The 22,667-nt window shown below is 74.6% G+C and carries 19 protein-coding genes; 4 read left to right on the top strand and 15 right to left on the bottom strand.

Features of this window, described 5'->3' with window-relative positions; translation table 11 throughout:
- Nucleotides 1-11 precede the first annotated feature (11 nt).
- The gene (locus tag ACFU5G_RS03120) at nt 12-1,160 is read right to left on the bottom strand and encodes a serine hydrolase domain-containing protein (protein ID WP_377240684.1); all 1,149 of its coding nucleotides are present in this window, start codon (nt 1,158-1,160) and stop codon (nt 12-14) included.
- Nucleotides 1,161-1,303: 143 nt separating this feature from the next.
- Here ACFU5G_RS03120 and ACFU5G_RS03115 point away from each other — a divergent pair, with 143 nt between their 5' ends.
- Nucleotides 1,304-2,359: a hypothetical protein gene (locus ACFU5G_RS03115; RefSeq protein WP_377240682.1), complete on the top strand. Its 1,056-nt coding sequence runs from the start codon at nt 1,304-1,306 to the stop codon at nt 2,357-2,359.
- A 24-nt stretch (nt 2,360-2,383) separates the two neighbouring features.
- Here ACFU5G_RS03115 and ACFU5G_RS03110 read toward each other — a convergent pair whose 3' ends face one another.
- On the bottom strand, nt 2,384-3,253 hold the full coding sequence (locus ACFU5G_RS03110) for an HAD family hydrolase (protein WP_377240680.1): 870 nt from the start codon (nt 3,251-3,253) through the stop codon (nt 2,384-2,386).
- A gap of 69 nt (nt 3,254-3,322) precedes the next feature.
- On the opposite strand from ACFU5G_RS03110, the gene ACFU5G_RS03105 reads away from it, so the two are divergent.
- On the top strand, nt 3,323-3,736 hold the full coding sequence (locus tag ACFU5G_RS03105) for a hypothetical protein (protein ID WP_377240678.1): 414 nt from the start codon (nt 3,323-3,325) through the stop codon (nt 3,734-3,736).
- Nucleotides 3,737-3,900: 164 nt separating this feature from the next.
- A complete protein-coding gene (locus tag ACFU5G_RS03100; RefSeq protein WP_377240676.1) occupies nt 3,901-4,551 on the top strand; it encodes a PAS and ANTAR domain-containing protein in 651 nt (216 codons plus the stop codon).
- A gap of 27 nt (nt 4,552-4,578) precedes the next feature.
- On the opposite strand, the gene ACFU5G_RS03095 is transcribed toward ACFU5G_RS03100, so the two are convergent.
- Nucleotides 4,579-5,232 carry a PAS and ANTAR domain-containing protein gene (locus tag ACFU5G_RS03095; protein ID WP_377240674.1) on the bottom strand — a complete coding sequence of 218 codons (654 nt, stop codon included), beginning with the start codon at nt 5,230-5,232 and terminating at the stop codon, nt 4,579-4,581.
- Nucleotides 5,233-5,388: 156 nt separating this feature from the next.
- On the opposite strand from ACFU5G_RS03095, the gene ACFU5G_RS03090 reads away from it, so the two are divergent.
- A complete protein-coding gene (locus tag ACFU5G_RS03090) occupies nt 5,389-6,192 on the top strand; it encodes a maleylpyruvate isomerase family mycothiol-dependent enzyme (protein WP_377240672.1) in 804 nt (267 codons plus the stop codon).
- An 11-nt stretch (nt 6,193-6,203) separates the two neighbouring features.
- On the opposite strand, the gene ACFU5G_RS03085 is transcribed toward ACFU5G_RS03090, so the two are convergent.
- The 12 genes from ACFU5G_RS03085 to ACFU5G_RS03030 all read right to left on the bottom strand — a co-directional run bounded on the left by ACFU5G_RS03085 (nt 6,204) and on the right by ACFU5G_RS03030 (nt 22,577).
- Nucleotides 6,204-7,388 carry an MFS transporter gene (locus ACFU5G_RS03085; RefSeq protein ID WP_377240670.1) on the bottom strand — a complete coding sequence of 395 codons (1,185 nt, stop codon included), beginning with the start codon at nt 7,386-7,388 and terminating at the stop codon, nt 6,204-6,206.
- The gene (locus ACFU5G_RS03080; RefSeq protein WP_377240668.1) at nt 7,385-8,365 is read right to left on the bottom strand and encodes an acetylxylan esterase; all 981 of its coding nucleotides are present in this window, start codon (nt 8,363-8,365) and stop codon (nt 7,385-7,387) included. The genes ACFU5G_RS03085 and ACFU5G_RS03080 overlap by 4 nt, the downstream gene beginning before the upstream one ends.
- Before the next feature lie 40 nt (nt 8,366-8,405).
- Nucleotides 8,406-9,944 (bottom strand): polysaccharide lyase 6 family protein, encoded by a 1,539-nt coding sequence (locus ACFU5G_RS03075; RefSeq protein WP_377240666.1) that lies wholly within the window; start codon nt 9,942-9,944, stop codon nt 8,406-8,408.
- Nucleotides 9,945-9,983: 39 nt separating this feature from the next.
- A complete protein-coding gene (locus tag ACFU5G_RS03070) occupies nt 9,984-12,452 on the bottom strand; it encodes a polysaccharide lyase 8 family protein (RefSeq protein WP_377240664.1) in 2,469 nt (822 codons plus the stop codon).
- Nucleotides 12,453-12,544: 92 nt separating this feature from the next.
- Nucleotides 12,545-13,870 carry a GDSL-type esterase/lipase family protein gene (locus ACFU5G_RS03065; protein WP_377240662.1) on the bottom strand — a complete coding sequence of 442 codons (1,326 nt, stop codon included), beginning with the start codon at nt 13,868-13,870 and terminating at the stop codon, nt 12,545-12,547.
- On the bottom strand, nt 13,867-14,544 hold the full coding sequence (locus tag ACFU5G_RS03060; RefSeq protein WP_377240660.1) for a hypothetical protein: 678 nt from the start codon (nt 14,542-14,544) through the stop codon (nt 13,867-13,869). Before ACFU5G_RS03060 ends, ACFU5G_RS03065 begins: the two co-directional genes overlap by 4 nt.
- On the bottom strand, nt 14,541-16,670 hold the full coding sequence (locus ACFU5G_RS03055) for a DUF4962 domain-containing protein (RefSeq protein WP_377240658.1): 2,130 nt from the start codon (nt 16,668-16,670) through the stop codon (nt 14,541-14,543). The genes ACFU5G_RS03060 and ACFU5G_RS03055 overlap by 4 nt, the downstream gene beginning before the upstream one ends.
- Entirely contained in the window at nt 16,663-18,573 is a 1,911-nt protein-coding gene (locus ACFU5G_RS03050) for a heparinase II/III family protein (RefSeq protein WP_377240656.1), read from the bottom strand. The genes ACFU5G_RS03055 and ACFU5G_RS03050 overlap by 8 nt, the downstream gene beginning before the upstream one ends.
- Complete coding sequence (locus ACFU5G_RS03045; protein ID WP_121387200.1) at nt 18,570-19,334, bottom strand: SDR family oxidoreductase; 765 nt, start codon at nt 19,332-19,334, stop codon at nt 18,570-18,572. Before ACFU5G_RS03045 ends, ACFU5G_RS03050 begins: the two co-directional genes overlap by 4 nt.
- A gap of 58 nt (nt 19,335-19,392) precedes the next feature.
- A complete protein-coding gene (locus ACFU5G_RS03040) occupies nt 19,393-20,319 on the bottom strand; it encodes a carbohydrate ABC transporter permease (RefSeq protein WP_377240654.1) in 927 nt (308 codons plus the stop codon).
- Entirely contained in the window at nt 20,306-21,256 is a 951-nt protein-coding gene (locus ACFU5G_RS03035) for a carbohydrate ABC transporter permease (protein WP_377240652.1), read from the bottom strand. Before ACFU5G_RS03035 ends, ACFU5G_RS03040 begins: the two co-directional genes overlap by 14 nt.
- A 34-nt stretch (nt 21,257-21,290) precedes the next feature.
- Entirely contained in the window at nt 21,291-22,577 is a 1,287-nt protein-coding gene (locus tag ACFU5G_RS03030) for an extracellular solute-binding protein (protein WP_377240650.1), read from the bottom strand.
- Nucleotides 22,578-22,667: the final 90 nt, after the last annotated feature.

The following is a 22,667-nucleotide window of genomic DNA, read 5'->3' as shown; positions in this document are numbered from 1 at the left end:
ACCCGGGGCGGCTACCCGGCCGCGGGTTCCCCGCAGAACTCCAGCGCGACGAGCGCGTAGGCCGCGTCCTCCGCCGCGGCGCTCTGGGTCATCCCCTGGTTCACCACGACCGTGACCTGCCGGTCGCTGCGCGGGTCGGTGAAGCTGTAGGTGCCGTACCCCGGCACCCCGCCGACGTGACCCCAGACCTCCTGGCCGCAGAACTCGGTGCGACCGAGCCCCAGGCCGTAGTCGAACCCGGGGAAGGCCGGCAGGGCCGCCCGCATCTCCCGCAGCAGCCGGTCCGGCAGCAGGCGGCCACCCAGCAGCGCCGCATAGAAGCGGTTCACGTCGCGGGCGGTGGACACGATGTCGCCGCTCGCCGGCGCGACCGACATGTTGTACGCGGTCAGGTCGGTCGGCCGCGTCGTCGGGCCCACGGCCTCGTACCCGCGCATCGCCGGCCGGCGCAGCCACGGCCCGTGCCCGGAGACGTAGGTGTCCCGCAGCTGCGCCGGACCGAGCACCCGCCGCTCCAGCTCGTCCGCGTAGCCGTTCCCGGTGACGCGCTCCACGAGCATGCCCAGCAGCACGTAGTCGGTGTTGGAGTAGCCGAACTCCGTCCCCGGAGCGGATCCGAGCGGCTCCCGGGTGGCGATCCCGACGAGCTCCGCCGGCTCGTGGTCCGCGAAGCGGGAGCGTGCCACGAGCCCGGGATCCGCCCACAGGACGTCTCCGTAGTCGGACAGGCCGGTGCGGTGCTGCAGCAGCTCGCGCACCGAGATCGGCTCGGCGTAGGGCAGCACGCCGGGCAGGTAGCGGGCCACCGGGGCGTCGAGCTCGATCCGGCCCTCCGCGACGAGGCTCAGGACGACGGCCGCCGTGAACGACTTGGTGACGCTGCCGACGCGGAACTGCCCGTCCGGCCGGGGCGCACGGTCGGTGCGCAGGTCGCCGGTCCCTGCGACGACGGTCCGCCGGCCGCGCTCGTCGCGCGTCTCGACGACGACCCCGGGCGTGCCCGCCGCGACGATCCGTTCGGCCTGCTGGACCAGCGCCGCCGTCGAGGGCGGCGCCGCGATCGTGGCCTGCGGGTCCGGCGCCGCGACGGCGGACCCGATGGACGCGGCGAGGCAGACGAGGGTGGCGGCCGCGACGGCGCGGCGGTGCACGATGCTCATGCCGGCGACGCTATCGACGGGCCGACGCCGGCACAGCCGGGCTGGCCACCCTCATCGAGGTAGGGGTAGCCCCCTGGACCGCGCGATGCGGAAGGATGCACCGTGGAGCCGGCGCGACCCGCGCCGGGCCGAGGGGAGACGGCATGACGAACCAGCGCACGACCGGGACGGGCGGCCTGGCCCGCCGCGGGCACCTGCTGCGGCTCGGGGCGCCGCGCGACACCGCGGCGGTGCGGCACCTGGTGACGTTCCTGGTGGCGAGCGTCGTGACCGTGCTGGCCACGCGGGCCTACCTCGCCGCGACGGGCTACCCGCAGATCGGCGGGGGCGGGCTCCACCTGGCCCACGTGCTGTGGGGCGGCCTGCTCATGGCCCTGGCGATGATGCTCCTGCTGTCGTACGTCGGGCCGGTGCCGCGCTCGCTCGGCGCCCTGCTCGGCGGCGTCGGCTTCGGGCTGTTCATCGACGAGGTCGGCAAGTTCGTCACGTCCGACAACGACTACTTCTACGCCCCGACGGCCGCGATCATCTACTTCGTCACGGTGGTGCTGGTGCTCGTGGTCGAGGGGCTGCACGGCCGCCGTCCGCACCACCCGGCCGAGTACCTCGCCGTGGCCGCCGACCGGCTCGCCGCCGGCCTGGCCGGCGGGTTCACGCCGACCGCGCGGCACGAGGCCCGCGAGCTCGCCGCCAAGGGCGCCGGTGAACCCGGCGCTCCCCTGGTCGCCGAGCTGGTGGACGCCGTGCCCGACGACGACGCCGACGTGCCCGACCCGGTGCGTACCGGGGTGCGGGGCGTGGTGCGGTGGCTGGACGCGCTCGTCGACCGGGCCTGGGCCGCGTGGCTGGTCATCACGCTCCTGCTGCTGGTGGGCGCGGCCGAGGCGACCGTCGGGCTCCGCGTCCTGGCCGGGGAGGTGAACGGCGTGCCCGCCTGGACGGGCGCCGCGATCCTCGTGGCGGTCGGGGTGTCCGTGGTGCTGCTGGTGGTCGGCATCGTCGTGGGGCGGCGCGACCACCTCCAGGGCGCGGTCTGGGTGCGGCGCGCGGTGCTGGTGAGCCTGCTGTTCACCCAGCTCCTGGTGTTCCGGGCCGTGCGGTGGACGGCGGCGTTCGGCCTGGTCCTGGACGTGCTGGCGTTCGTGGCGCTGGAGGTCCTGCTGCGCGAGGAGCGCGGGGTGCGGGCCCGCACGAAGTGACCCGCACCCACGAGGGGTCCGGTCTCACCTCAGGGTGCTCAGCACCGCGACCACACCGTGCTCCTCGATCCGCCCCGTGACCTCGTCCGCGGCGTCGATGACGGCGGCCGGCGCGTGCCCCATCGCGACGCCGCGGGCGGCCCAGGTGATCATCTCCAGGTCGTTGACCCCGTCGCCGACGGCGAGGGTCGCGCCCGGGTCCACGCCGACCCGCTCGCGGATCCGTTCGAGCGCCGTCGCCTTGCTCAGGGACAGCGGCGTGACGTCCACCCAGTCGGGACCGGCCGGGGTGGCCGTGACCCCGAGCTCGCGCAGGGGCGCCAGCAGGCTCAGCACCCCGTCGCCGCGCAGGATCACGCGCGCGGCCTGGGCCTTCCACAGCTCGGCGTCGGCCACCCGGCGCTGCTCCCCGTTGACCAGCCCCTCCTCGAAGACGCGGTTGACCCGGTACCCCCAGCCCACCTCCTCGACCCCGACCTGCACGGCGGGGAGCGCCGCGCGCGCGAGCCGGACCACGGGCTCGACGTCGAACGAGTGCATCTTCTCGATCCGGTAGCCGCTCGGCAGGTCGGCGTCGACCCGGGCGACGACGGCGCCGTTGGACGCGACCGCCCAGCCCTGCTCGATGCCGAGCTGGCCGGCCACGGGGAGGATCCCCACCAGCGACCGGCCCGAGGCGAGCACCACGTGGTGGCCCGACCTGCGCACCTTCCGGACGGCCCCGACCGTCACGGCCGGGACGATCCCGTCGGCGCCCAGCAGTGTTCCGTCGATGTCGAGGGCGACCAGGGTGCGGGTCCTGATGCTTGCTCGGGGGGCGGCCGTCGGGGCCGTCCGCAGCTCGGTGGCGGTGGTGGTGGAGGTCGACGTCACGGTGCCGGTCGTGTGTGTCATGTACCTCAGACGCGGGCCCCTCCGGGATGTCACAGCACTTTTCGGACAGATGAAGGGCAAGGTGGGGGCATGACGACGCGCAAGAAGCCCAACCCCACCCTGACCACGCTCACCGTGGTCGTGCTGACCGTCGTGGCCTGGTGGATCTTCCTGGGCCGGGACGTCGTCCGGGAGGTCGACCCCGCGACCGGGAACGTCACCGGTCCGTACGGGGCGCCCCAGGTGATCGCGTGCGTGCTCGTGCTGGTCGCCCTGGTGGTGGTCGGCACGCTGTCCGCCCCGGCGTGGGCCGCGGTGCTCGCGGTGGCCGTTCCGTTCACGGCCGCGTGGACCATCCAGGCGCAGGCGACCGACGACTCGGGGCTCTGGGCCGTCGGCGCGCTGCTCGTGCTGCTGGGCACCCTCGCCGGGGGCGCGGTCGTCGCCGTGGTCACCCGGGTCGTGGAGCGCCGCCGGGCGGCCCGGAGCACGACCGCGCCGTAACCTCGGCCGGTGCGGGTGACCCGGGGTGAAGTTCGCCCGGGCCGCCCGCGCCGTCGTGCGTCGTCCGGCTCCCACCGATGTGTCAGCACCGGTGCGTTCAGGCTAGGGTTGTCGCCGGGTCAGGACGCGGCTCGTCGGCGCTGAGCGCACGAGGAGACCTGCTGTTGACCGCGGACCCGCTGGAAGTCGAGCGTGCCCTGACGCTCGGCGTGAACCACACCGTCGGCCGTTACCGATACGAACTGGCGACCGAGGTGTGGTGGTGGTCGGACGAGACGTACCGGATCCACGGCTTCGAGCCGGGCGACGTGGTGCCGACCACGGCCCTGATGCTCGCCCACAAGCACCCCGAGGACCTGCCCTCCAACCCTCAGGTCACCGCGTATGTCGCCGCGACCGGCAAGCCGTTCAGCAGCGTGCACCGCATCATGGACGCGCGGGGACAGGAGCGGACGCTCGCGGTGGTCGGTCAGGGCCGCCGCGACCCGGGCACCCGGCAGGTCGTCGAGCTCGTGGGCTACTTCATCGACGTCACGGCCGGGATCAAGGACCAGGCAAACCGCGAGGCGGACACGGCCATCCGGACGGCGGCCGCCGCCCGCGCCCCCATCGAGCAGGCCAAGGGCATCATCGCCTTCGCCCTGGGCATCGACTCGGCGGAGGCCTTCGAGCGCCTGCGCAGCGCCTCCAACGACCACAACGTGGCGGTGCGCGACGTCGCGCGCCTGATCGTCGAGCTCACCAGCACGCGGAGCACGGCGGCGGACGTCGCCGCCGTGCTGACCGCGCCCCGGCCGCCTCAGCCGCCGGTCTGACCTCCGCCGCCCTCGGCCCCGGCCGCCTCAGTCGCGGCCGGCCGAGCTGAGCGACCGCAGGAACTCGTCGACCACGGACCGTTCCACCACGGTGACCAGCGCGGACGACGACGCGAGGTCCACCAGCGACTTGGCGATGTCGCGCACCGCGACATTGGTCTCGTTGGACACCCGGCGCAGCAGCTCGAACGCCATCGTGTGCTCCAGGGAGTAGGTCATCATCAGGATGCCCTTGGCCTGGTCGATCACCGCCCTGCGCTCCGCGGACGCCTGGATCGAGAGCGTGGCGTCGCGTGCCGCGGCCGCCCGGTGCGAGCCCGTCACGTCGATGAAGTAGCCGGACAGCTCCGCCACCCGGCCGGTGCCGGGATCGCGCCGGGCCTCGCCCGTGATAACGAGCGTGTGCGTGCGGCCGTCGGCGTCGAGGATGCGGTGCACCGAGCTGAACGTCTTGCCGGAGTCTGCCGCCTGCTTCAGCAGCCCGGCGGTCTGGCCCAGGTCGTCCGGATGCTTGTGCGCGAGCATGAGCGCCGTGGTGGGCACCACCTGACCGGGTTCGAAACCGTGCATGCGGTAGACCTCGCTGGACCACGACCACGTCTCGGTCACCAGATCGAGCAGGTAACGCCCGACGAGTGGCATGTCACCGCCGTCGAGCACTTCCTCGATCTTGTCCTCCATCGGGAACTCCCTCGGTCGCGGGGTGCTACGGCGGACCCCACCCTCACCACGGGACGCGCCCACTCGCACGTCAGGGGCGGTGCGCGGCCCGGCGATGAGTTCACCCGGCCCGCCACGTCAGTCAGGGGACACCGAACCTACGGAACGGACAGATCCATGACCGAGCTGAACCCCGAGGTCGCCCGCCGGGCGATCGTCGAGCACACCCGGCGGCTGGCGGTCTCGGCCGCCGCGGCCGGCCCCGCGGCCGCCGTCCCCACCACGCCGGAGTGGACCGTCGCCGACCTGGTCGCGCACGTGGGCCAGACCCAGCACTGGGTCGCGGAGATCGTCGAGCGGCGCATCATCGACCCGGCCCAGCTGCCCGCCGGCTCCGCCGAGCTGCCGGCCGACCCCGGCGAGTGGCCCGCCTGGCTGGCGGCGTCCGCGCGGCGGGTCGCGGACGCGCTGTCCGACGACGCCCTCGACGCGCTGGTGTTCAACGCCGCGGGGGACGCCCGGACCGGGGCGCGCTTCTGGATGGCCAGCGTGCTCAACGAGTCGGTGGTGCACGGCTTCGACGGCGCCAACGCGGCGGGCCGAACGGTCGACGTCGAGCCCGACGTCGCGGCGCTGCTGATCGACAACCACCTCGCGATGCTGACCTCCCCCACGTGGAAGATGCGGCGGCCAGAGTCCGCGGGCGCCATCCGGGGCACCGGGCAGACCCTGCAGTGGCTGGCCACCGACACCGACGACGGCACCGGCGCCTGGCTCGTCGAGCGGCGGCCCGACGGCGCCCGGTGGCACCCGGGGACCGAGCCGGCCGACGTGACCGTGACCGGCCCGGCCGGGGCGCTCCTGCTCACCCTGACCCGGCGGCTCCCGCTCGCCGACGGCGCCCCGGCCGGCGTCACCGTCGACGGCGACGCCGCGCTCGCCCGGCACTGGCTGGACAGCACGGCCCACGTCGCCGACTGACCGGGCCGGGCCTACCCGAGCCGCGTCCGGGCGTACCCGACGGCGAGCAGCACCCCGGCCACGGCGAAGCCCGCCCACGCCCAGCCGGGGCCCGCGAGGGGACCCGCCAGCAGGGCCCCGACCAGCGACGACCCGACGACGCCGCCGAGCGCGAGCGCCAGCCCGTTGACGCCGAACCGGGTGGCGACGGCGGCGGCGGGCGCCCCGGCGGCGACGACCGCGCTCATGGCGGGCTGAAACACCATCTGCCCGAGCGTGAACACGGTCATCCCCGCCACGAGGGACCCGAGGCCCGGGCCGCCGCCGAGCAGGGCGATGCCGGCGCCCATGGTGGCGGTGCCGAGAGCGAGCACCACGGGCAGCCGGAGCCGGTCCTGCAGCCAGCGCGTCACGGGCACGGTCGTGGCGAGCACGAGCACGGCCGCGGCCGCGTAGGTCGCGCCGACGCCCACGCTGCTGCCGAGCGCGCTCTCCAGGCGCAGGGGCACCACGAGCTGGAGCTGGGTGAAGATCGCCCAGGCCCCCGCGTTGAGCAGCAGCAGGGCGACCAGGCCCCGGCGCGCGTCGCGCCGGGTCGCGGGGTGGGCGGCGGGCGCTCCCCCGCCGGGTGGCAGGGTCCCCGGCTCCACCGCGCGCCCGAGCCCCCACCAGGTGAGCGGCGCGGCGGCGAGGAACAGCAGCGCCGCCACCCCGCAGACGACGTCGAACCCGGCGGTGACGAGCAGCCCGCCCAGCAGCGGACCGACGACGAACCCGGCGTTGCTCAGGGCCTCGCGCCGCGCGAAGACGTCGGGCCGTGCGCTGCCGAGCCGCGCGTACGCGGCGTAGCTCGCCGGGTGGAACAGCGCGCCGCCGAGCCCGATGGCGAGCCCGGCGGCGCCGACCGCGACGGGCGTCGTCGCGAGGGCCAGCGCGCCGAAGCCCGCCGCCCGCACGAGCACGCCGGCCACGATGGTGCGGCGCACGCCCCACCGGTCGGCCAGCAGGCCCGCGGGGAGCTGCAGCCCCTGCTGGGCGGCGGCCCGGATGCCCGCGAGCAGGCCCACCAGGGCCAGCCCGAGGCCGAGCCGCTCCGAGAGGTGCACGGCGAGCAGCGGGACCAGCAGGTAGAAGCCCGTGGCCATGACGAACGTGTTGACGTAGAGGGCGGTCATCACGCCCGGCGGGGGCGACGGCGTCCCGTCGGAGGAGGTCACCGGGGACCGAGCACCTCCGCGAGCGCCGCGAGCTTGCGGGGGTTGTCGTACGCGCCGCCGCCCTCGTGCTCGTTGTACGGGAACACCTCGATCTGGGCGGGCCCGCCGTACCGGTGGTAGGCGGCGAAGACGGTCGACGGCGGGCAGATCTTGTCCATGAGCGCCACGGAGAACCAGGCGGGGCAGGTGGCGCGGGCCGCGAAGTTGGTGGCGTCGAAGTAGGAGAGGGTGCGCATGGCCGTCTCGATCTCGTAGCGGTGGCCCTTGAGCCAGCGGGCGATCTCGGAGTACGGGCCGGCGTCGGTGATCTGGGAGGCGCGCCGGTAGTGGCTGAGGAACGGCACGTCGGCGATGACGCCGGCGAGGTCGTCGCGCAGGCCGGCGACGGCCAGCGCCAGCCCGCCGCCCTGGCTGCCGCCGAGCACGGCGACCCGCTCGGGGTCGACGCCGGGGAGCTGCTTGACGGCGTCGACGGCGCGGACAGCGTCGGTGATCAGGCGCCGGTAGAAGTGCTTGGCGGGGTCCTCGATGCCGCGCGTGAGGAACCCGGGCGACGAGGAGCCGTGCCCCTCGGGGGCGACGTCGGGGGTGTCGGCCGTGGTCTTGCCGCCGCCGCCCTGCCCGCGGTTGTCCATGACCAGGTGCGCGTAGCCGGCGGCGCTCCAGGTGAGCCACTCCCACGGCACGCCGCGGCCGCCGTTGTACCCGATGTACTGCACCACGGCGGGCAGCGGCCCGCTGCGGTGGCGCGGCAGCAGCAGCCACGCCTTGACGGGCTGCCCCGCCCACCCGGAGAAGGTCACGTCGTGGACCTCGACGGTCGCCAGCCCGGCGTCGTACGGCACGGCGACGGGCTCGGCCGAGGCGGCCGCGGCGGCGTCGAGCGTCTGCTTCCAGAACGCGTCGAAGTCCGCCGGCTCCTCGGGCACGGGGCGGTAGGCGCGCAGCTCGTCGAGCGGCTTGTCGAAGAGGGCCATGGTTCTCCTCCGGGTGGGGGTGGGTGGAGCGGTCAGGTGGTCAGAGGTCCGAGAGCGGCCCGACGTCGGCCGGGTTCAGGGGGTGTCGCAGCACGGGCGCGGTGGACACCTCGTCGGCACCGACGTCGGGGTGCTGGTCGCGCGGCTGCCCGTCCAGGTCGTCGACGACGAACGGGTAGGTGCCCACGGCGGCGTCGACCGCGGGTCCCTGGCGCAGCCGCCAGAGCCCGCCCGTGCGGACCAGCTGCGGGTCGACGACGCGGATCTGGCTCGCCTGGGCGGTGATGCCGAGGGTCGCGCTGCCCTGCGGGAGGGCGATGTTGCCGGCGAGGGTCAGGCCGTCGGTCGCCTTGTGCTCGGCGAACAGGCGGCCGGTGTCACCGACCACCACGTTGTTCGCGAGGGTGACGTCGGCCGGCGGGTAGACGTAGTTGGCGCCGAGCTCGATGTTGGAGACGTTGTCGACGAACGTGTTGTGCACGATCGTCGCCCGGTGCACGCGCCAGTGCGCCGAGGTCGAGCCCGACCCGTCGACGTCGCCGCCGTCCACCTGGAGGGCCGCGGTGTAGCCGGAGCCGGCGAGCCCCTCGAAGTAGTTGTCGTGCACGCGCTGGTCGTCGCCGTACAGGCGCACCCCGCCCGTACCGGCCTTGCCCCCGCCGAGGAACACGTTGCCGTGGATCTCGTTGCGGTCCCCGCGCCGGGCGACGACGGAGCCCGCCGACGTGCGGAACGTGTTGTACCGGACGGTGTTGTCGTCGCTCTTCAGCGAGACGATCTCCGGGTCGGAGTCGCAGTTCTCGAACAGGTTGTGCTCCACCACGGCGAACGAGCTGGAGTCCGAGATGGCGGAGACGCCGAGGCGGATGGCCTCGCCACCGTTCACGGGCTGGGCGGGGCTGTCGGAGAAGTAGTTGTGGTCGATCCGGTCGTGCTGCGAGATCTGGGTCGCGCCGCCGTAGACGGTGACGTAGTTGCCCAGCACCGTCTTGCCGGCGAACGCGTTGTGATCCACCCGGTTGTCCCCGCTGCCCTCGCCCGCGATCGACACCCAGTGCCGTGAGGAGGACGGGTCGGCCGGGGGCTCGAACGCCAGCCGGAAGTCGTTCCGGGTCAGGCGCACGTTCGTGGACGCCTCGATCTTGAGCGTGGCGGCGTTGCGCCAGGCCAGGCCGCGGACGACGACGTGGTGCGACCGCGCGACCTCCAGCTGGCCGCCCGTGACGACGGCGCCGCCGAGCGTGGCGCCCTCGATGAGGATCGGGTGCTCCGCGGTGCCGGTCTTGTCGGCCAGCTTGACCATCGAGTACTCGCCGTCGGCGAGCACGATGCGGTCGCCCGCGAGGGCGCCGGTCAGGGCGGCAGCGAGCTGGGCGCTGGTGCTCACCCGGACGGTGCGCAGCGGGTCCGCGGCGGCGGCCGTGGCCACGGCATCAGCCGTCGCCGCGGCCTCGGCGGCCATGACCGGGCCGGCGCCCGCCGGCGCCGCTACGGCGGTGGACGCGAGCGCGAGGCCGAGGGCCGTGGTGACGGCGGCGCGGCGGGCCCACGAGCGGGATCGAACGGAGTGCAGGTTCATGGTGCTACCTCCTGGATCGACGGAGCGGACGTGATCGGGTCAGACGAACGACGCGGTGACGGTGGCGCCGCGCAGGGCGGCGCCGTCGGCGACGAGCCGCCAGCCCGCGCCGCGGCGGGTCACGGTGACGCCCGCGTCGGCGGCGGCGAGGGTCAGCCCCGGTACCTCGAGGTCGACGACGACCTGGGCCCGGGCCTGGGTCGGGTCGCTCAGCGCGACGCGGGTGGGGCGCTGCCCGCGGACAGCCGGGTCGGCGTGCAGCACGACGGACGCGGCGCCGTCGGCCGCGAGGGCGCCGGAGTCGCCGGGCGCTCCGGCCGCGCCCTCGACCAGGGCTACCCGGCCCGCACCCCAGAAGTTCGCGGCGACCGTGCCGCCGAGCGCGACGGCGTGCACGGCCTCGTCGCGGCCGAGGACGCGCAGCCCCGCCGTCGTGCCGCACGCCTCGGAGAAGGCGCGCGTCGCGGCCGGGCTCGCGCCGGGCAGCAGCACGTAGGCGTAGCCGGCGTCGGCGGGCGCTGCGCCGTGGTCGAGCCAGGCGGTCAGGTACGGGCGGGTGACGGGGGTGTCGGTGCCGTACTTGACGTTGATCTCGCGCCAGGTGTGGGTGCGGTCCTCGCGCAGGGCGTGCAGGCGTGCGCCGTCGGGGAAGACGTAGCCGGCGGTGCCCGCCAGGTGGCACCAGCGCACGCCGTCGGCGACGCCGGACCAGCCGGGCGTGACGTGCTGGTCCACGCCATCGACCACGAAGGCGGCGCCGTCGCGCACCTTGCGGTTCTCCACCACAGTCTCGACGCCGGCGGCACTGGGCGCCGTGACGCCCGAGCCGAGGCAGACCACGGCGTCGTCGAGCAGGAACCAGCTCTTGAGCGCCCGCAGGTCGGAGCCCTGCGCGCGCAGGTCCTGCCCGTAGCTGCCCAGCGTGCTGCCGGGCAGCGCGGCGCCACCCACCCAGGTCGCGTCGTTCGTGGCGCGGTGGCCCTCGCCGTCGGCGCGGCGCGCCGTGTCCACGGTCGTGCCCGGCAGCCGGTACGGGTCCACGGTGGGCCAGTAGTCCTCGCTGTAGTGCCCCAGGTCGTCCGTGTAGAGCAGCAGCATGCCGTCGGAGAGGTGCCAGCCGTGCAGGTTCTCGTTCTGGATCGACTCGTAGTTGTACACGCGGGCCGAGTAGGCGCTGACGCTCACGGCGAAGCCGGGGCGGTGGTGCACCACCTTGTCCATGGCCGGGTACTGCCGGTGCGCCACGAGCGGCCCGCGCGGGGCGGGGCCGGCGGCCAGGAGCGCCTTGGCCGCGACGACGGACGCGGGCGTCGTGCCGGCCAGGAAGTCGCGGTAGGTGTCCTCGGCGATCCACTGCGCCACCAGCGCCGTCAGGGTCGCCGCCTGCGCGGCCGGAGCCGACGGGATGAGCCGGAGCGTGCCCTCGACCACCGTCTGGGTGGAGGCGTGGCCCTGCTTGCTCGACCGCGCGATCTCGCGCCCGCAGACCGAGGCGACCATGTCGCCGCGCGCCATCAGCGGGTCGAACGCGTCGGTCACCCAGGCGTAGACGTTGTCCAGCGCCGGGTCGGTGACCTGCCACGGCGAGTCGCCCAGCAGGTGCAGCAGCGAGGACAGGGTGCCCAGCAGCTCCTTGCCGTAGCCGCCGTTGTACGGGTGCTTCCAGTGCTGCAGGAACGACCCGTCGCGGAAGAACCCCTCCCCCGTGCCCGCCGCCGCGGCGTCGTCCACGAAGGCGAGCACGCTGTTGGCGCCGCCGCCGTCGACGTCGCTCAGGGCGTCGCGGACCCGCAGCAGCGCGTCGCCGTCGCCGTCGAGCGCGGCGCGGACGGCGACCACCGTGGCGATCCACACGCGGTTGGCGCCCGTGGCGATCTGCCGGTCGGCGCGCCACAGGTTCGGGTCGGGCGTGTAGTGGTGGATCGCGGCCGTGGACCGCGCGAGGTCGGCGCCGAGGTGCTCGCGCAGCACCACGAGGGTGTCGGCCAAGGCCGAGGCGGAGCCGATCTCCCAGTCCCAGTCGTTGTCGAACCGCGCGAGCCCGGGGCCGTAGATGTTGGTGTGCATCCAGTCGAGCCCGTCCGCGACGGCGTCGGCCACCGCGGCGTCGCCCGTGACCGAGGTGCCCGGCGTCGCCCAGGCCACCGCGATCGAGCGCAGCCGCTTGAACGTGGTGGTCACGTTGGTGGACCTGGTGCGGTCGGCGAGGTCCGCCCACAGGGCGGTGCGCCCCGCGGACCGGTCGAGGGTGGCCAGCACGGTGGTCGCCGCCCGGTCCACGCGGCGGACGGCGGCCGCCACGTGCGCGTCGGCCAGGTCGAGGCCGGGCCCGCCGGTCTGCAGGGCGGCCCAGCGCTCGACCAGCTCCGTGGTCGACGACGCCGGCAGCGCCCGCGCGGGCAGGGCCAGGTACGGGGCCAGGCCGGCCATGCCCGCGAGCGTGCCCATGCCGAGCAGCACGGTGCGCCGGGACGGGCCGGAGCCCTCGTTCGTCAGGTCGTTCTCCATCACGGTCCCTCTCGTCGTTGAGGTGGTACGTCGGTCTGGTGGAGCGGGCGCGCGGCACCCGCCCGTCTCGCGACGGGTGGTGTCCGGCGGGGTCAGCCCAGGAGCGTCCGGCGGCCGATCGCGCCCGCCATCGCGGCGGCACCCGCGGGGCTCGGGTGCAGGCCGTCACCGCTGTCGTACGCGGGCCGGAGGCGGGCGGGGCCGGCGGGGTCCGCGAGCGCCGCGGCGACGTCGGCCACGGCGTCGAACGCGCCCGGCCGGCCGGTGCCCGCCCCGGCGAGCAGAGCGGCGTTGACGTACCGCCGCTCCTCCTCCAGGGCCGGGGTCCAGCGCTGCCAGCCGCCGAACGGCGTGATCGTGGTGCCGACCACGCGCAGGCCCTGGTCGCGGGCGCGCAGCACGAGCTGCCGGTAGCCCGCGAGGATGATCTCGGGGTCGGTCTGGCTGGGCGGCTGCTGCAGGTCGTTGACGCCCAGGACCACGAGCAGCGTGTCGACGCCGGGCAGCGCGAGCGCGTCCCGGTCCAGGCGCGCCTGGCCGCTGGGGCCGAACCGCTCGTCGTCGAGCAGCACGCGGTTGCCGCTGATGCCGAGGTTCGCGACGCCCACCGGCCCCCCGCGCTCCGCGAGCCGGCGCGCGAGGTGGTCGGTGAGCCGCTGGTCGGCGTCGTCGGGCGTGCCGACGCCCTCGGTGATCGAGTCGCCCAGCACGGCGACGGCGGGGACGCCGGGGCGCTCGACGTCGACGCCGCACAGCAGCACGGCCGAGCGGGTCACGGCGGCATCGCCGGTGCTGAAGCCGTCGCCGGCGTCGGAGGTGCGGTCCCCCGTGGCGACGTAGCCGGTCGCGTGCACGTTGCGGTGAAAGCTCAGTGGGCCGGTCGGTCCGGGCAGGTGCACGCTGACCACGAGGTCTCCGCCGTCGGGCACGGTCAGCGGCACGGGGTCGCTGACGAGCGTCGCGCCGGCGGCGAGCAGGCCGCCGCCCCGGCCGCCGAAGGTCACGGGGGTCACCGTCTCGGGCGCGACGCCGGGGCCGGCGCCGGTCAAGCCCGGGGCACGGCGGGCCACGGTCACGGTGCCCACGAGCACGGGCTGCGCCGAGAACGTCCCGGCGAGGCGGACCCGCAGGCGGCCGCGCCCGCCGGGTGCCGTGCCGGCGCTGAGGCGGAGCACGTGCCGGACGGTCCGGTCGGTCACGCCGGTGGCGACCAGCGGGTCGGTCGCCGTCGGGCGCGTGTGGGCCGTGGCCCAGGACGGCACCCAGGTGACGGGACGGCGGGCGGCGGGCGGGGCGACGTCGGCGACGGCGTCCGCGAGCGTGCGGGCGGCCGCGCCCGGGGCGACCAGCAGCGCCCCGGTCGAGGCCAGGGCCCCGGTCAGCAGTGTGCGGCGGGCGAGCGGTGCGGTGCCGGTCATGCGTCCTCCGTCTGGTCGGGGGTGGTCTGGTCGGGCGACCCGGTCTGGTCGAGGATCACGAGCCCCACCAGCACGGGCACGCTCGCGAACAGGAGCAGGGGCCCGGCCGGGATCACGAGCGAGAACACCGGCGTGGCGACGACGGCGCCCAGCAGCGCCGTCCCGCGGCTCACCGAGCCGAAGGCGAACCACAGCGCCTCGCGGGCCCACGCGCTCGCCGTGCCCGCGGGGTACGTCCCCGCCACCACGGCGAGGGCGACGTGGTACGGCACGGCCACGAGCAGCAGGCCCAGCGCGAGCAGCACCAGCACCAGCGCGACGCCGCCGGTGCGCCCCACGAGGAAGGCGATGTCGACCGCCAGCAGGGTCAGGCCCGCCGTGGAGGCGACCGCGTGCGGCAGCAGCGGCCGCAGGTACGTGCCGAACGCGCGGAAGACGCCGGTGAACGTGCGGGTCTCGCCATCGGCCCGCCAGGCCCGGAGCGTGTGCGCCGTGGCCGCGAGCGCCGGGAGCCACGTGACGACCCCCAGGCTCAGGACGGCGAACGCGGCGCCCGCGAGCACCGGGTGGGCGAGCCACTCCAGCCAGCCCATGAGCGTGCGGGACCACTGGCGGGAGCCGTCGGGGCGGGACCGGTCCGAGCGGACGGCCGCACGCGGTGCGGCGGCGGTCATGCGCCGGCCCCGAGCACACGCGTGACGGCGTCGTCGGGGCCGCCTGTCGCGCCCGCGAGCAGCTCGGCCCCGTCGAGCCGCACCTGCCGCGCCCCCACGACGGCGACCTGCCGGTCGCTGCCCTCGCCCGCGACCAGCACGGCGCGGGCCTGCGCCGTCACGCCGTCGGCGTCGATCACGCCGTCCGGTCCGGCGAGGTAGGCGAGCTCCCCCGCGCCGAGGTCGATCGCGACACCGGCCCGCGCGGGCAGGATCCTGGCCGCCGGGGCGGCCGCGACGTCCGGTCCGGGCTCCCGGAAGGCGTCGAACGGCTCGATCACGGTCACGGCCAGCAGGTCGCGGCCGGACGGCGGCGTGACCCGCAGGGTGTGCAGACGCCGCGTGACCACCAGGTCGGGCGTGCTGGAGGTGGGGTTGGCCTCGACGTCGGTGACGACGCGCTCGACCGTGCTGCCTTCGCCCGCCGGGCCCGCGTACGTGGTGAGCCACGCGCCCGCGCGCCCGTTGCGGAGCACGTTCGAGACGGCGCCCGGCTCCGGTGGCGTCACCTCGTCGGCCGGGTGGTCGGCGTGGAACAGCAGCGTCCACGTCCGCGGCCGCTCGGCCCGCCCCCGGTCCACGACGACGGTGCGGCCCGACGGCAGCACCGCGATCGTGCGCTCCAGGGTCTCGACGCCGAGCTCCTCCGGGTACATGCGCCCGGTGCGCGCCCGGCCGTGCAGGAACCCGCCCTCGGCCAGGACGTCGACCATGTCGGCGGTCCGGTCCGGCGGGGCGTCCGCGTACACGTGGTAGCGGCCCTCCCCCGCGAAACCCTGGCCGTCCACCAGCACCAGGTTGTGGTGCCCGGCGCGCTTGCGGTTGGAGTAGCCCTCGTCGACCAGGAGCCACGCGCCGCGCGAGGCCAGCACGAACGAGCCGGCGTCGGGGTGGTGGTGGCCGGCGCTCAGCGTGTCCCAGCCGCGCTCGGCGTCGAGGCGGCGCGAGGTCTCCCACGCCGTGCGGCCGCCGCCGGGCGAGGACTTGAACGACAGCAGCGTCGCGTCGTCGGCCCAGGAGGTGCGGTGCACCAGCAGGCCGAGGTCGTCGAACGCGGCCTGCGCCGGTACCGACCGTGCCGGGTCGACGGGTGCGACGGCGGCGTCGTACCAGAGCAGCTCGGCCCACGCCTCGGGCAGCACACCCGGGCGGACGCCGCTCTCGTACGCCTCGCGCCAGAAGAAGCGGTCCGCGACGGTGTCGGCGAGCCACTGCGCCTCGCCGATCCCGTACCGCGCGGCGAGGATCCGGTACAGCGCGACGCTGTGCCCGCTGCGCCGGTCGTGGCAGTCACCGTGGTCGACGATCTCCTCGTAGCCGGGAGCGGCCTGGTGCAGCCGGTAGAAGAAGGTGTTCGCGAGGAACCGGCAGCGGTCCCACCAGTCGACGCCCTCGGTGTGCTGGAGCAGGTCGAGGTACGTCGCGAGCCACGGCACGCCGTAGCGCCAGTACACGACACCCTCCATGTCGGAGCCGTCCGCCGGCAGCACGTCGACCACCGTCGAGAACGCGGCCTTGGCCCGCTCGGTCCAGGCCCGCTCGCCGAGCGCGTAGCCGACCGTGGCCAGCCCCGTGTGGCAGATCCAGTGGTGGTTCTGCCAGAACGAGCTGCTCCACCAGGAGCCCTCGCTCGCCACGGCGAAGTCGTACAGCCGCTCGCCCTGCAGCGCGAGCTTGGCGCGCAGCAGCTCGGCACGCTCCGGCCCCAGGTCGTCGCCCAGCCAGGTGTAGGCGAGCGACAGCCCGTGCAGGATCCACCCGGCGTCGAGGTCGTGGTCGGGCAGGTGCGCCCGGCCCCAGTGCTCGAACGAGACGGCCGCCGAGATCCAGCGCCACGCCTCCTCCAGATAGTGCTCCTGCCCCGTCAGCCGGTAGGCGAGCGCGAGGTTCGCGGCCGCCGGGCCCAGGTAGGTGATGCTCGCCAGCGGGTGCTCCGCGGGCGGCGCGGTGCGCCGGTAGAGGTCGCACTGCTCCGCGAGCCGGCGCCACTGCGGCGCGAGGTCGCCGGCCAGGCGCGAGCGCAGGTCGGCCAGGCGCGCGTCGTCCAGCAGGAGCATGCGGGGTGCCACCCGGGTCGCCTCAGCCATGCGTCACCTCGGCCGGCAGCGGGTGGACGTCGACGACGCCGTCGGCGCGCCGCACCCGGACCTCGGTCGCGTCCAGGCCGAGCAGCTCCGCCCCGAGGCCAGGGCCGGTGCGGTACACCGACACCCACAGGGCCGCCGTCGCGTCGTGCGCCGTCCAGTCGACGTGGGCACGCTCGCGCTGCGGGTCGTCGGCCGGCCCGGGGCCCGGGACCACGACGGGCCGCACCGGCACGGGTCCGGCGGCACCCGTGGCGCGGGCGGCGTGGGTCCCGTCGAGCCGCTCCGCGCCGTCCCACGCGGTACGCACGACGTCGCCGTCCAGGCGGACCTGGAGCGGCACGTCGGGCCGCAGCCCGAGCGTGAGCCGCCGCGGCCGGTCGGCCGTCGCGGCGACGACGTCGAGCAGGTAGCCGTCGCCGACGACGACGTGCCGCACCGCCCGCACGCCGGCGTACCAGGAGGTCGCGTCGCCGCGGACCTCGACGGTCAGCGAGCGCTCGTCCCGGGCGAGCAGGGCGCCGGTCGCCTCGGCGGGGTCGCCGTCGTCCACCCGCACGCACGGGTGCGCGACGGCGGACGCGTAGTGGTCGCGCCAGGCCGGGTGACCGTAGGGCACCTGCCCGGGGTCGGGCTGCCACGGGGTCTGCCGCCCGTAGAGGTAGAGCGCGAGCTTGTCGTGGTGCCCGTGCGCCGCGCCGTGCGGCCCGTGGTCGAGCACGGCGTGGATGCCCCCGGCGCGCACGACGGAGATACCCACCTCCTCGTCGACGCTCACGGCGGCGCGAGCGGGGCGGCTGCTGGCGAGAGGCGCCCCGGTGAACCAGCCGCCGGGCAGGGTGCGGAGCTCGTCCTCCAGCGTGTCGCCGTCCCCCGCCTCGCGGCGGGCCCGGGCCGCGACGGCACCGAGGCCGGCGTCCGCGACGAACCCGTCGGCGAGCGCGCACAGCTCCGTCCACTCCAGCGCGAGCGGGGCGCGCAGGTAGGGGCCGTCGTGCACCGCGGGCAGGATGCCGTCGTCGGTGGCCAGGCCCGCGAGCACGTCGGTCATCGCCACGATCCGGTCGCGCGCCGCCACCGGCAGGTCCGCCGGGTCGGTGCCGCGCAGCGACAGCAGGTAGGCCCGCAGCACGAAGCCGTGGTAGTACGTGCTGGCCTCCCACTCCCAGCCGCCGCGGGTGGTCGCGGCGAGCGCGTGGGCGAGCTGCCCGTGCTCCCCGGCCAGCCACTCGTCGTCGGCCACGGACACCGCCGGCGCGCCGTCCGCGCCCGCGCGGACGAGCTCCGCGGCGCGGGCGCAGACCCGGCCGGAGGCGTTCAGCCACGCGGTGTAGTTCGAGGTGAACCGGCCCTCGGCCACGAGGCTGTCGCGGGCGGCGCGGGCCGCCTCGGCGGTCGCGTCGAGCACGGGGAGCACCGGGCGCATGCTCCCGGCCAGCTCCGGGGCCGACTCGGCGAGCGACCACACGGCGTGGCCGATCGAGACCGACCAGATCGCATCGGTCAGCGCCTGGTGGAACAGCCGGCCGCGCAGCATCCAGTCCTGCGCGCGCTCGTTCTCGTCGCCGGCCACGGCGGCGTGGACCTCGGCGTACGCGACCAGCAGGTCAACCGCCTCGGCCCGGTCGGCGGCGGAGCCGGTGCGGGCGGCCCGGTGCGCGAGCACCCGGATGCGCCGCGCCCACGCCTGGTGGCTCAGCACCAGCCAAGCGCCGCGCACCGGCTCCGAGTCGACGCGGCACCCGTGCGGGCACCGCACGCCGTCCGCCGGCGGCACGGGTCCGGGGATGCCCTCGTGGGAGAGCTCGGTACCGTGCGCCGGGCAGACGAACTGGTGCCACCAGCCGCCGCGCTCGCGCGGCAGGCCGGACGCCGCGACCGCGTGCTCGGGGACGAGGGAGGTCATCGGGGCCAGGTCCCGCCGTCGACGTCGAGCGTGGTGCCCGTGATGTACGACGCCTCGCGGGAGGCGAGGTACAGGACCGCCGCGGCGACGTCGTCCACGGTGCCGGGGCGGCCGACCGGGGTGCCGGCGACCATCTTCTGCTGCGCCTCGGCGGTGCTGAACGTGCCGTGGAACGCGGTGTCCGCGATGTACCCGGGGGCCACGGCGTTCACCGTGACGCCCTGCGGCCCGAGCTCCTTGGCCAGGCCCTTCACGAAGCCGCGCACGGCCGCCTTGGCCGCCGCGTAGACGACGGACCCGGGCCCGCCGCCGTTGTGCGCCGCGAGCGAGGACATCGCCACGATCCGCGGTCGGTCCGACTCCAGCAGGTGCGGGATCGCGGCCCGGCAGGTGCGGAACGTCGCGCCGAGGTTCACGTCCACCACGGACGCGTAGTGCTCGTCGCTCATCTCGGCGACCGGCACGCGGCCGATCAGGTGCCCCGCGTTGCAGACCACGACGTCGAGCCCGCCCAGGAACGCCACGGACTCCGCGACCAGCCGGTCCACGTCCTCGGTCACCGTCACGTCGGCGCGCACGGCGACGGCCTTGCGGCCGAGCGCCTCGACGTCCGCCACGGTCTGCGCGGCGGCGTCGGCCGAGCTCCCGTAGTGCACGACGACGTCGGCCCCCGCGGCCGCCAGGCCCAGCGCGATCCCGCGGCCGATGCCGTGCCCCGCGCCCGTGACCAGTACCCGTGCGCCCGTCATGTCCATCGCCATCGTCAGTCCTCTCGTTCGGCACGCGGCGCCCTGCCGCGTGTCATCTGTTGCCCGCGTGTCACTTGATGCCCGCGTTGGCGAACCCGCGGACGAAGTACTTCTGGCCGAGGAGGAACAGCACCACCATCGGCACGGTCGCCAGGGTCGTCCCCGCCATGAGGAAGGCCCACTGCGTGTCGTTCTCGGTGCGGAACACCGACAGGCCCACCTGGATCACGCGCATCGAGTCGGTGCGCGTGACGAGCAACGGCCACAGGAAGTTGTTCCAGGAGCTCTCGAAGGTCAGCAGCGCCACCGTGATGAACGCCGGCTTGACCAGCGGCGTCATGATCCGCGCCCAGATGCCCAGCTCGCTGACGCCGTCCAGGCGGGCCGCCTCCTCGAGCTCCACCGGCAGGTCCAGGTAGAACTGGCGGAACAGGAACACCGCGAACGGCGTCACCGCGCCGGGGACGATCAGCGCCCACCAGGTGTCGAGCCAGCCGGTGCCGCCCTGCCCCAGGATGTCGTTGCCCCCGAACAGCGGCATGAACCGCACGATCAGGAACTCCGGGATGATCTTGGTGTAGGTCGGGATCATCAGCGCCGCGACGAAGCCGATGAACACCAGCTCCGACCCGCGGAACCGCAGCCGGGCCAGCGCGTAGCCCGCCATCGACGCGATCACGAGGTTGATGGCCGTGTGGCTCACCGCGATGATCAGGCTGTTGCGGGCGTAGGTCAGGAACGGCGCCGCCGCGAGCGCCTCGGCGTAGTTGCCCCACGCCCACTGCGCGGGCAGGAACGACGGCGGGGTGGCCGCGAGGTCCTGGGGCGTCTTGAGCGAGGTGAGGACCATCCACACGAAGGGCACGATCATCACCACGGCGATGACGGTCAGCACCACGTAGAGGGCGCCGCGTTCGAGCCGGCGGCGGGCCGCCGGGGTGCGGGCGGAGCCCGGGGTCGTGCGCGGCGGGGCCGCCGCGAGGTCAGTGCCTGCCACTGTCGCCTCCGTTGAGCCGTCGGTTCGCGAGGGTCAGGATCAGCAGGAACACGAACAGCACGATGGACTGGGCGCACGCGTAGCCGACGCGGAACTCCCGGAACGCGGACTTGTAGATCTCGTAGGTCATCATCGTGGTCGTGTTCGCCGGCCCACCGTCGGTGAGGATGTAGATGAGGTCGAACGCCTGGAAGGCGGAGATGACCGAGGTGACGAAGACGAAGAAGGTGGCCGGGCGCAGCAGCGGCAGCGTGAGGCTGAAGAACTGGCGCGTCCGGGAGGCGCCGTCCACCGAGGCCGCCTCGTAGACGTCCTTCGGCAGCGACTGGAGCGCGGCCAGGTAGATGAGCATCTTCAGGCCGATGCCCTGCCAGATGCCGACGGTGATCACCGCGGGCATCGCCCAGGTGGTCGACGAGAGCCAGTTCTGCGCGGGCAGCCCGAAGAAGCCGAGCGCCATGTTGAGCAGGCCGTTGCGCGGGTCGTAGATCCACAGCCAGACCAGCGCGACGGCGATGGTGGCGGTGACCTGCGGGATGAACACCGCGGTGCGGAACAGCGCCCTGGCCCGCAGCTGCGTGTCGAGCATGAGCGCGATGAGCAGGGCGATCGCCATCGCGACCGGCACGGTGAAGAACGCGTAGACCAGGGTGTTGAGCATGCCCCGGCGGAACACGGGGTCGCCGAACGCGTCCAGGTAGTTCTGCAGGCCGATGAACCGGGGCTGCGTGAGCACGTCGTAGGACGTGAACGACAGCACGAACGCGGCGATCACGGGGATGCCGATCCAGATCAGGGCGTGCAGGAACGCGGGCGCCACCATCAGCATCCCGGCCCGGCGGCGGGCCGCCCCCGCCCGCCCGCGCCGGGGCGCGGACGAGCGGGGCGGCGCGGCGGGCGGCGCGCTCACGGCGCGCGGCGCGGAGACAACGGCCACGACAGGACCCTCTTCCTCGAGTGGACGGACCGGTTCACAGGCGGGCGATCGCGTCGTCCGCGATGCCGGCGAGCTGGGCGATGGCCTGCTCGGCGGTCTGCTGGCCGACGACGGCGGTCTCGAGGGTCGGCTTGATCTTCTCCCGGATCTCCATCCAGGCCGGCGTGCCGCCCTCGGACCACGCCTTGTCGAGGTTCTCCACCGCGAACGCGACCATGGGGTTGCCCTTGACGTAGTCGCTGTCGATCAGGTCGGAGATCGCGGGGACCGAGCCGCGCTGCTCGGCGGCGACCAGGACGGCGTCGGGCGAGCCGAGGAACTCCACGAGCGCCCGCGCCGCGGCCGGGTTCTTGGAGCTCGCGGACTGCGAAATCATCGTGCCGCCCTGGAGCATGGCCGGGGCGGTGTTCCCCATGACGAAGGTGCCGATCTTGTCGATCAGCTCCGGGCTCTGCTGCTGCAGCTGCACGTAGAGCGAGTTGTTGGTCATCATGATCGCCGAGGTGCCCTGCTGCAGGCTGGTCGGCTGGCCGACCTCGGTCTTGAGCGCGAAGTCGGCCGAGCCGTCCTTGATCATGTCGAGGAAGAGCTGCAGCGCCGCGACGCCCTCGGGGCCGTCGAACAGCACCTCGCGGCCGTCAGGGGAGAAGAGCTGCCCGGAGTTGCCGAACAGCAGCGTCTCCCAGCACTGGCGCAGGTCGATGGAGAACGGGTCGAACCCGACGCGCTCGACCCGGCCGCCGGCGTCCCGGACGGTGAGCTCCTTGGCCATCTCGCGCAGCTCGGCCCAGTCCTTGGGCGTGTCCTTGATCCCGGCTTCCTCGAAGAAGTCCTTGCGGTAGGCCGCGATGCGGGTGTCCAGCACCATCGGCAGCGCGTAGAGCTTGCCGTCGAACCGCGACGGCTCCAGCACCCGCTCCTCGTAGGTGTAGCGGGTGGCCAGCTCGTCGGGCAGGGGCGCGATCGCGTTCTTGTAGGCGAAGGCGGGGATCCAGCCGACGCCGAGCGTGACGACGTCGGGCATGAGGCCGCTGGCCAGGCCCGTCGTGATCTTCTCGTTGAGGGAGCCGTAGTCCGTGTAGTCCACGGTGACGTTGACGTCGGGGTACTTCTCCTTGAACTGCTTGAGCAGGTTGCCCTCGAGCGTCTCCTTGCCCGTGGCGCCCTCGAACAGCGCGCACAGGAAGGTGATGTCGCCCTGCGCGGGGCCGCTGGCGTCGGCGGCAGGTGCGCCGCTGCCGCTCGTCGTGGCGCATCCCGCCATGACGGTCGCGGTCCCGAGGCCCATGGCCGCGAGGAAGTTGCGACGGCTGAGTTCCATGACTTGCCCTTTCGATCGGCACTGATCTCACCAAGGCGAGGGAGTCTGCCATGACTCCCTGGTGTAACGATGCACTGACCATAGGGGGCC

The organism is Promicromonospora sp. NPDC057488 (assembly GCF_042802395.1).
Classification (GTDB): domain Bacteria; phylum Actinomycetota; class Actinomycetes; order Actinomycetales; family Cellulomonadaceae; genus Promicromonospora.
The sequence above is the reverse complement of the archived record's forward strand: the minus strand, read 5'-3'. Positions and strand labels throughout refer to the sequence as shown.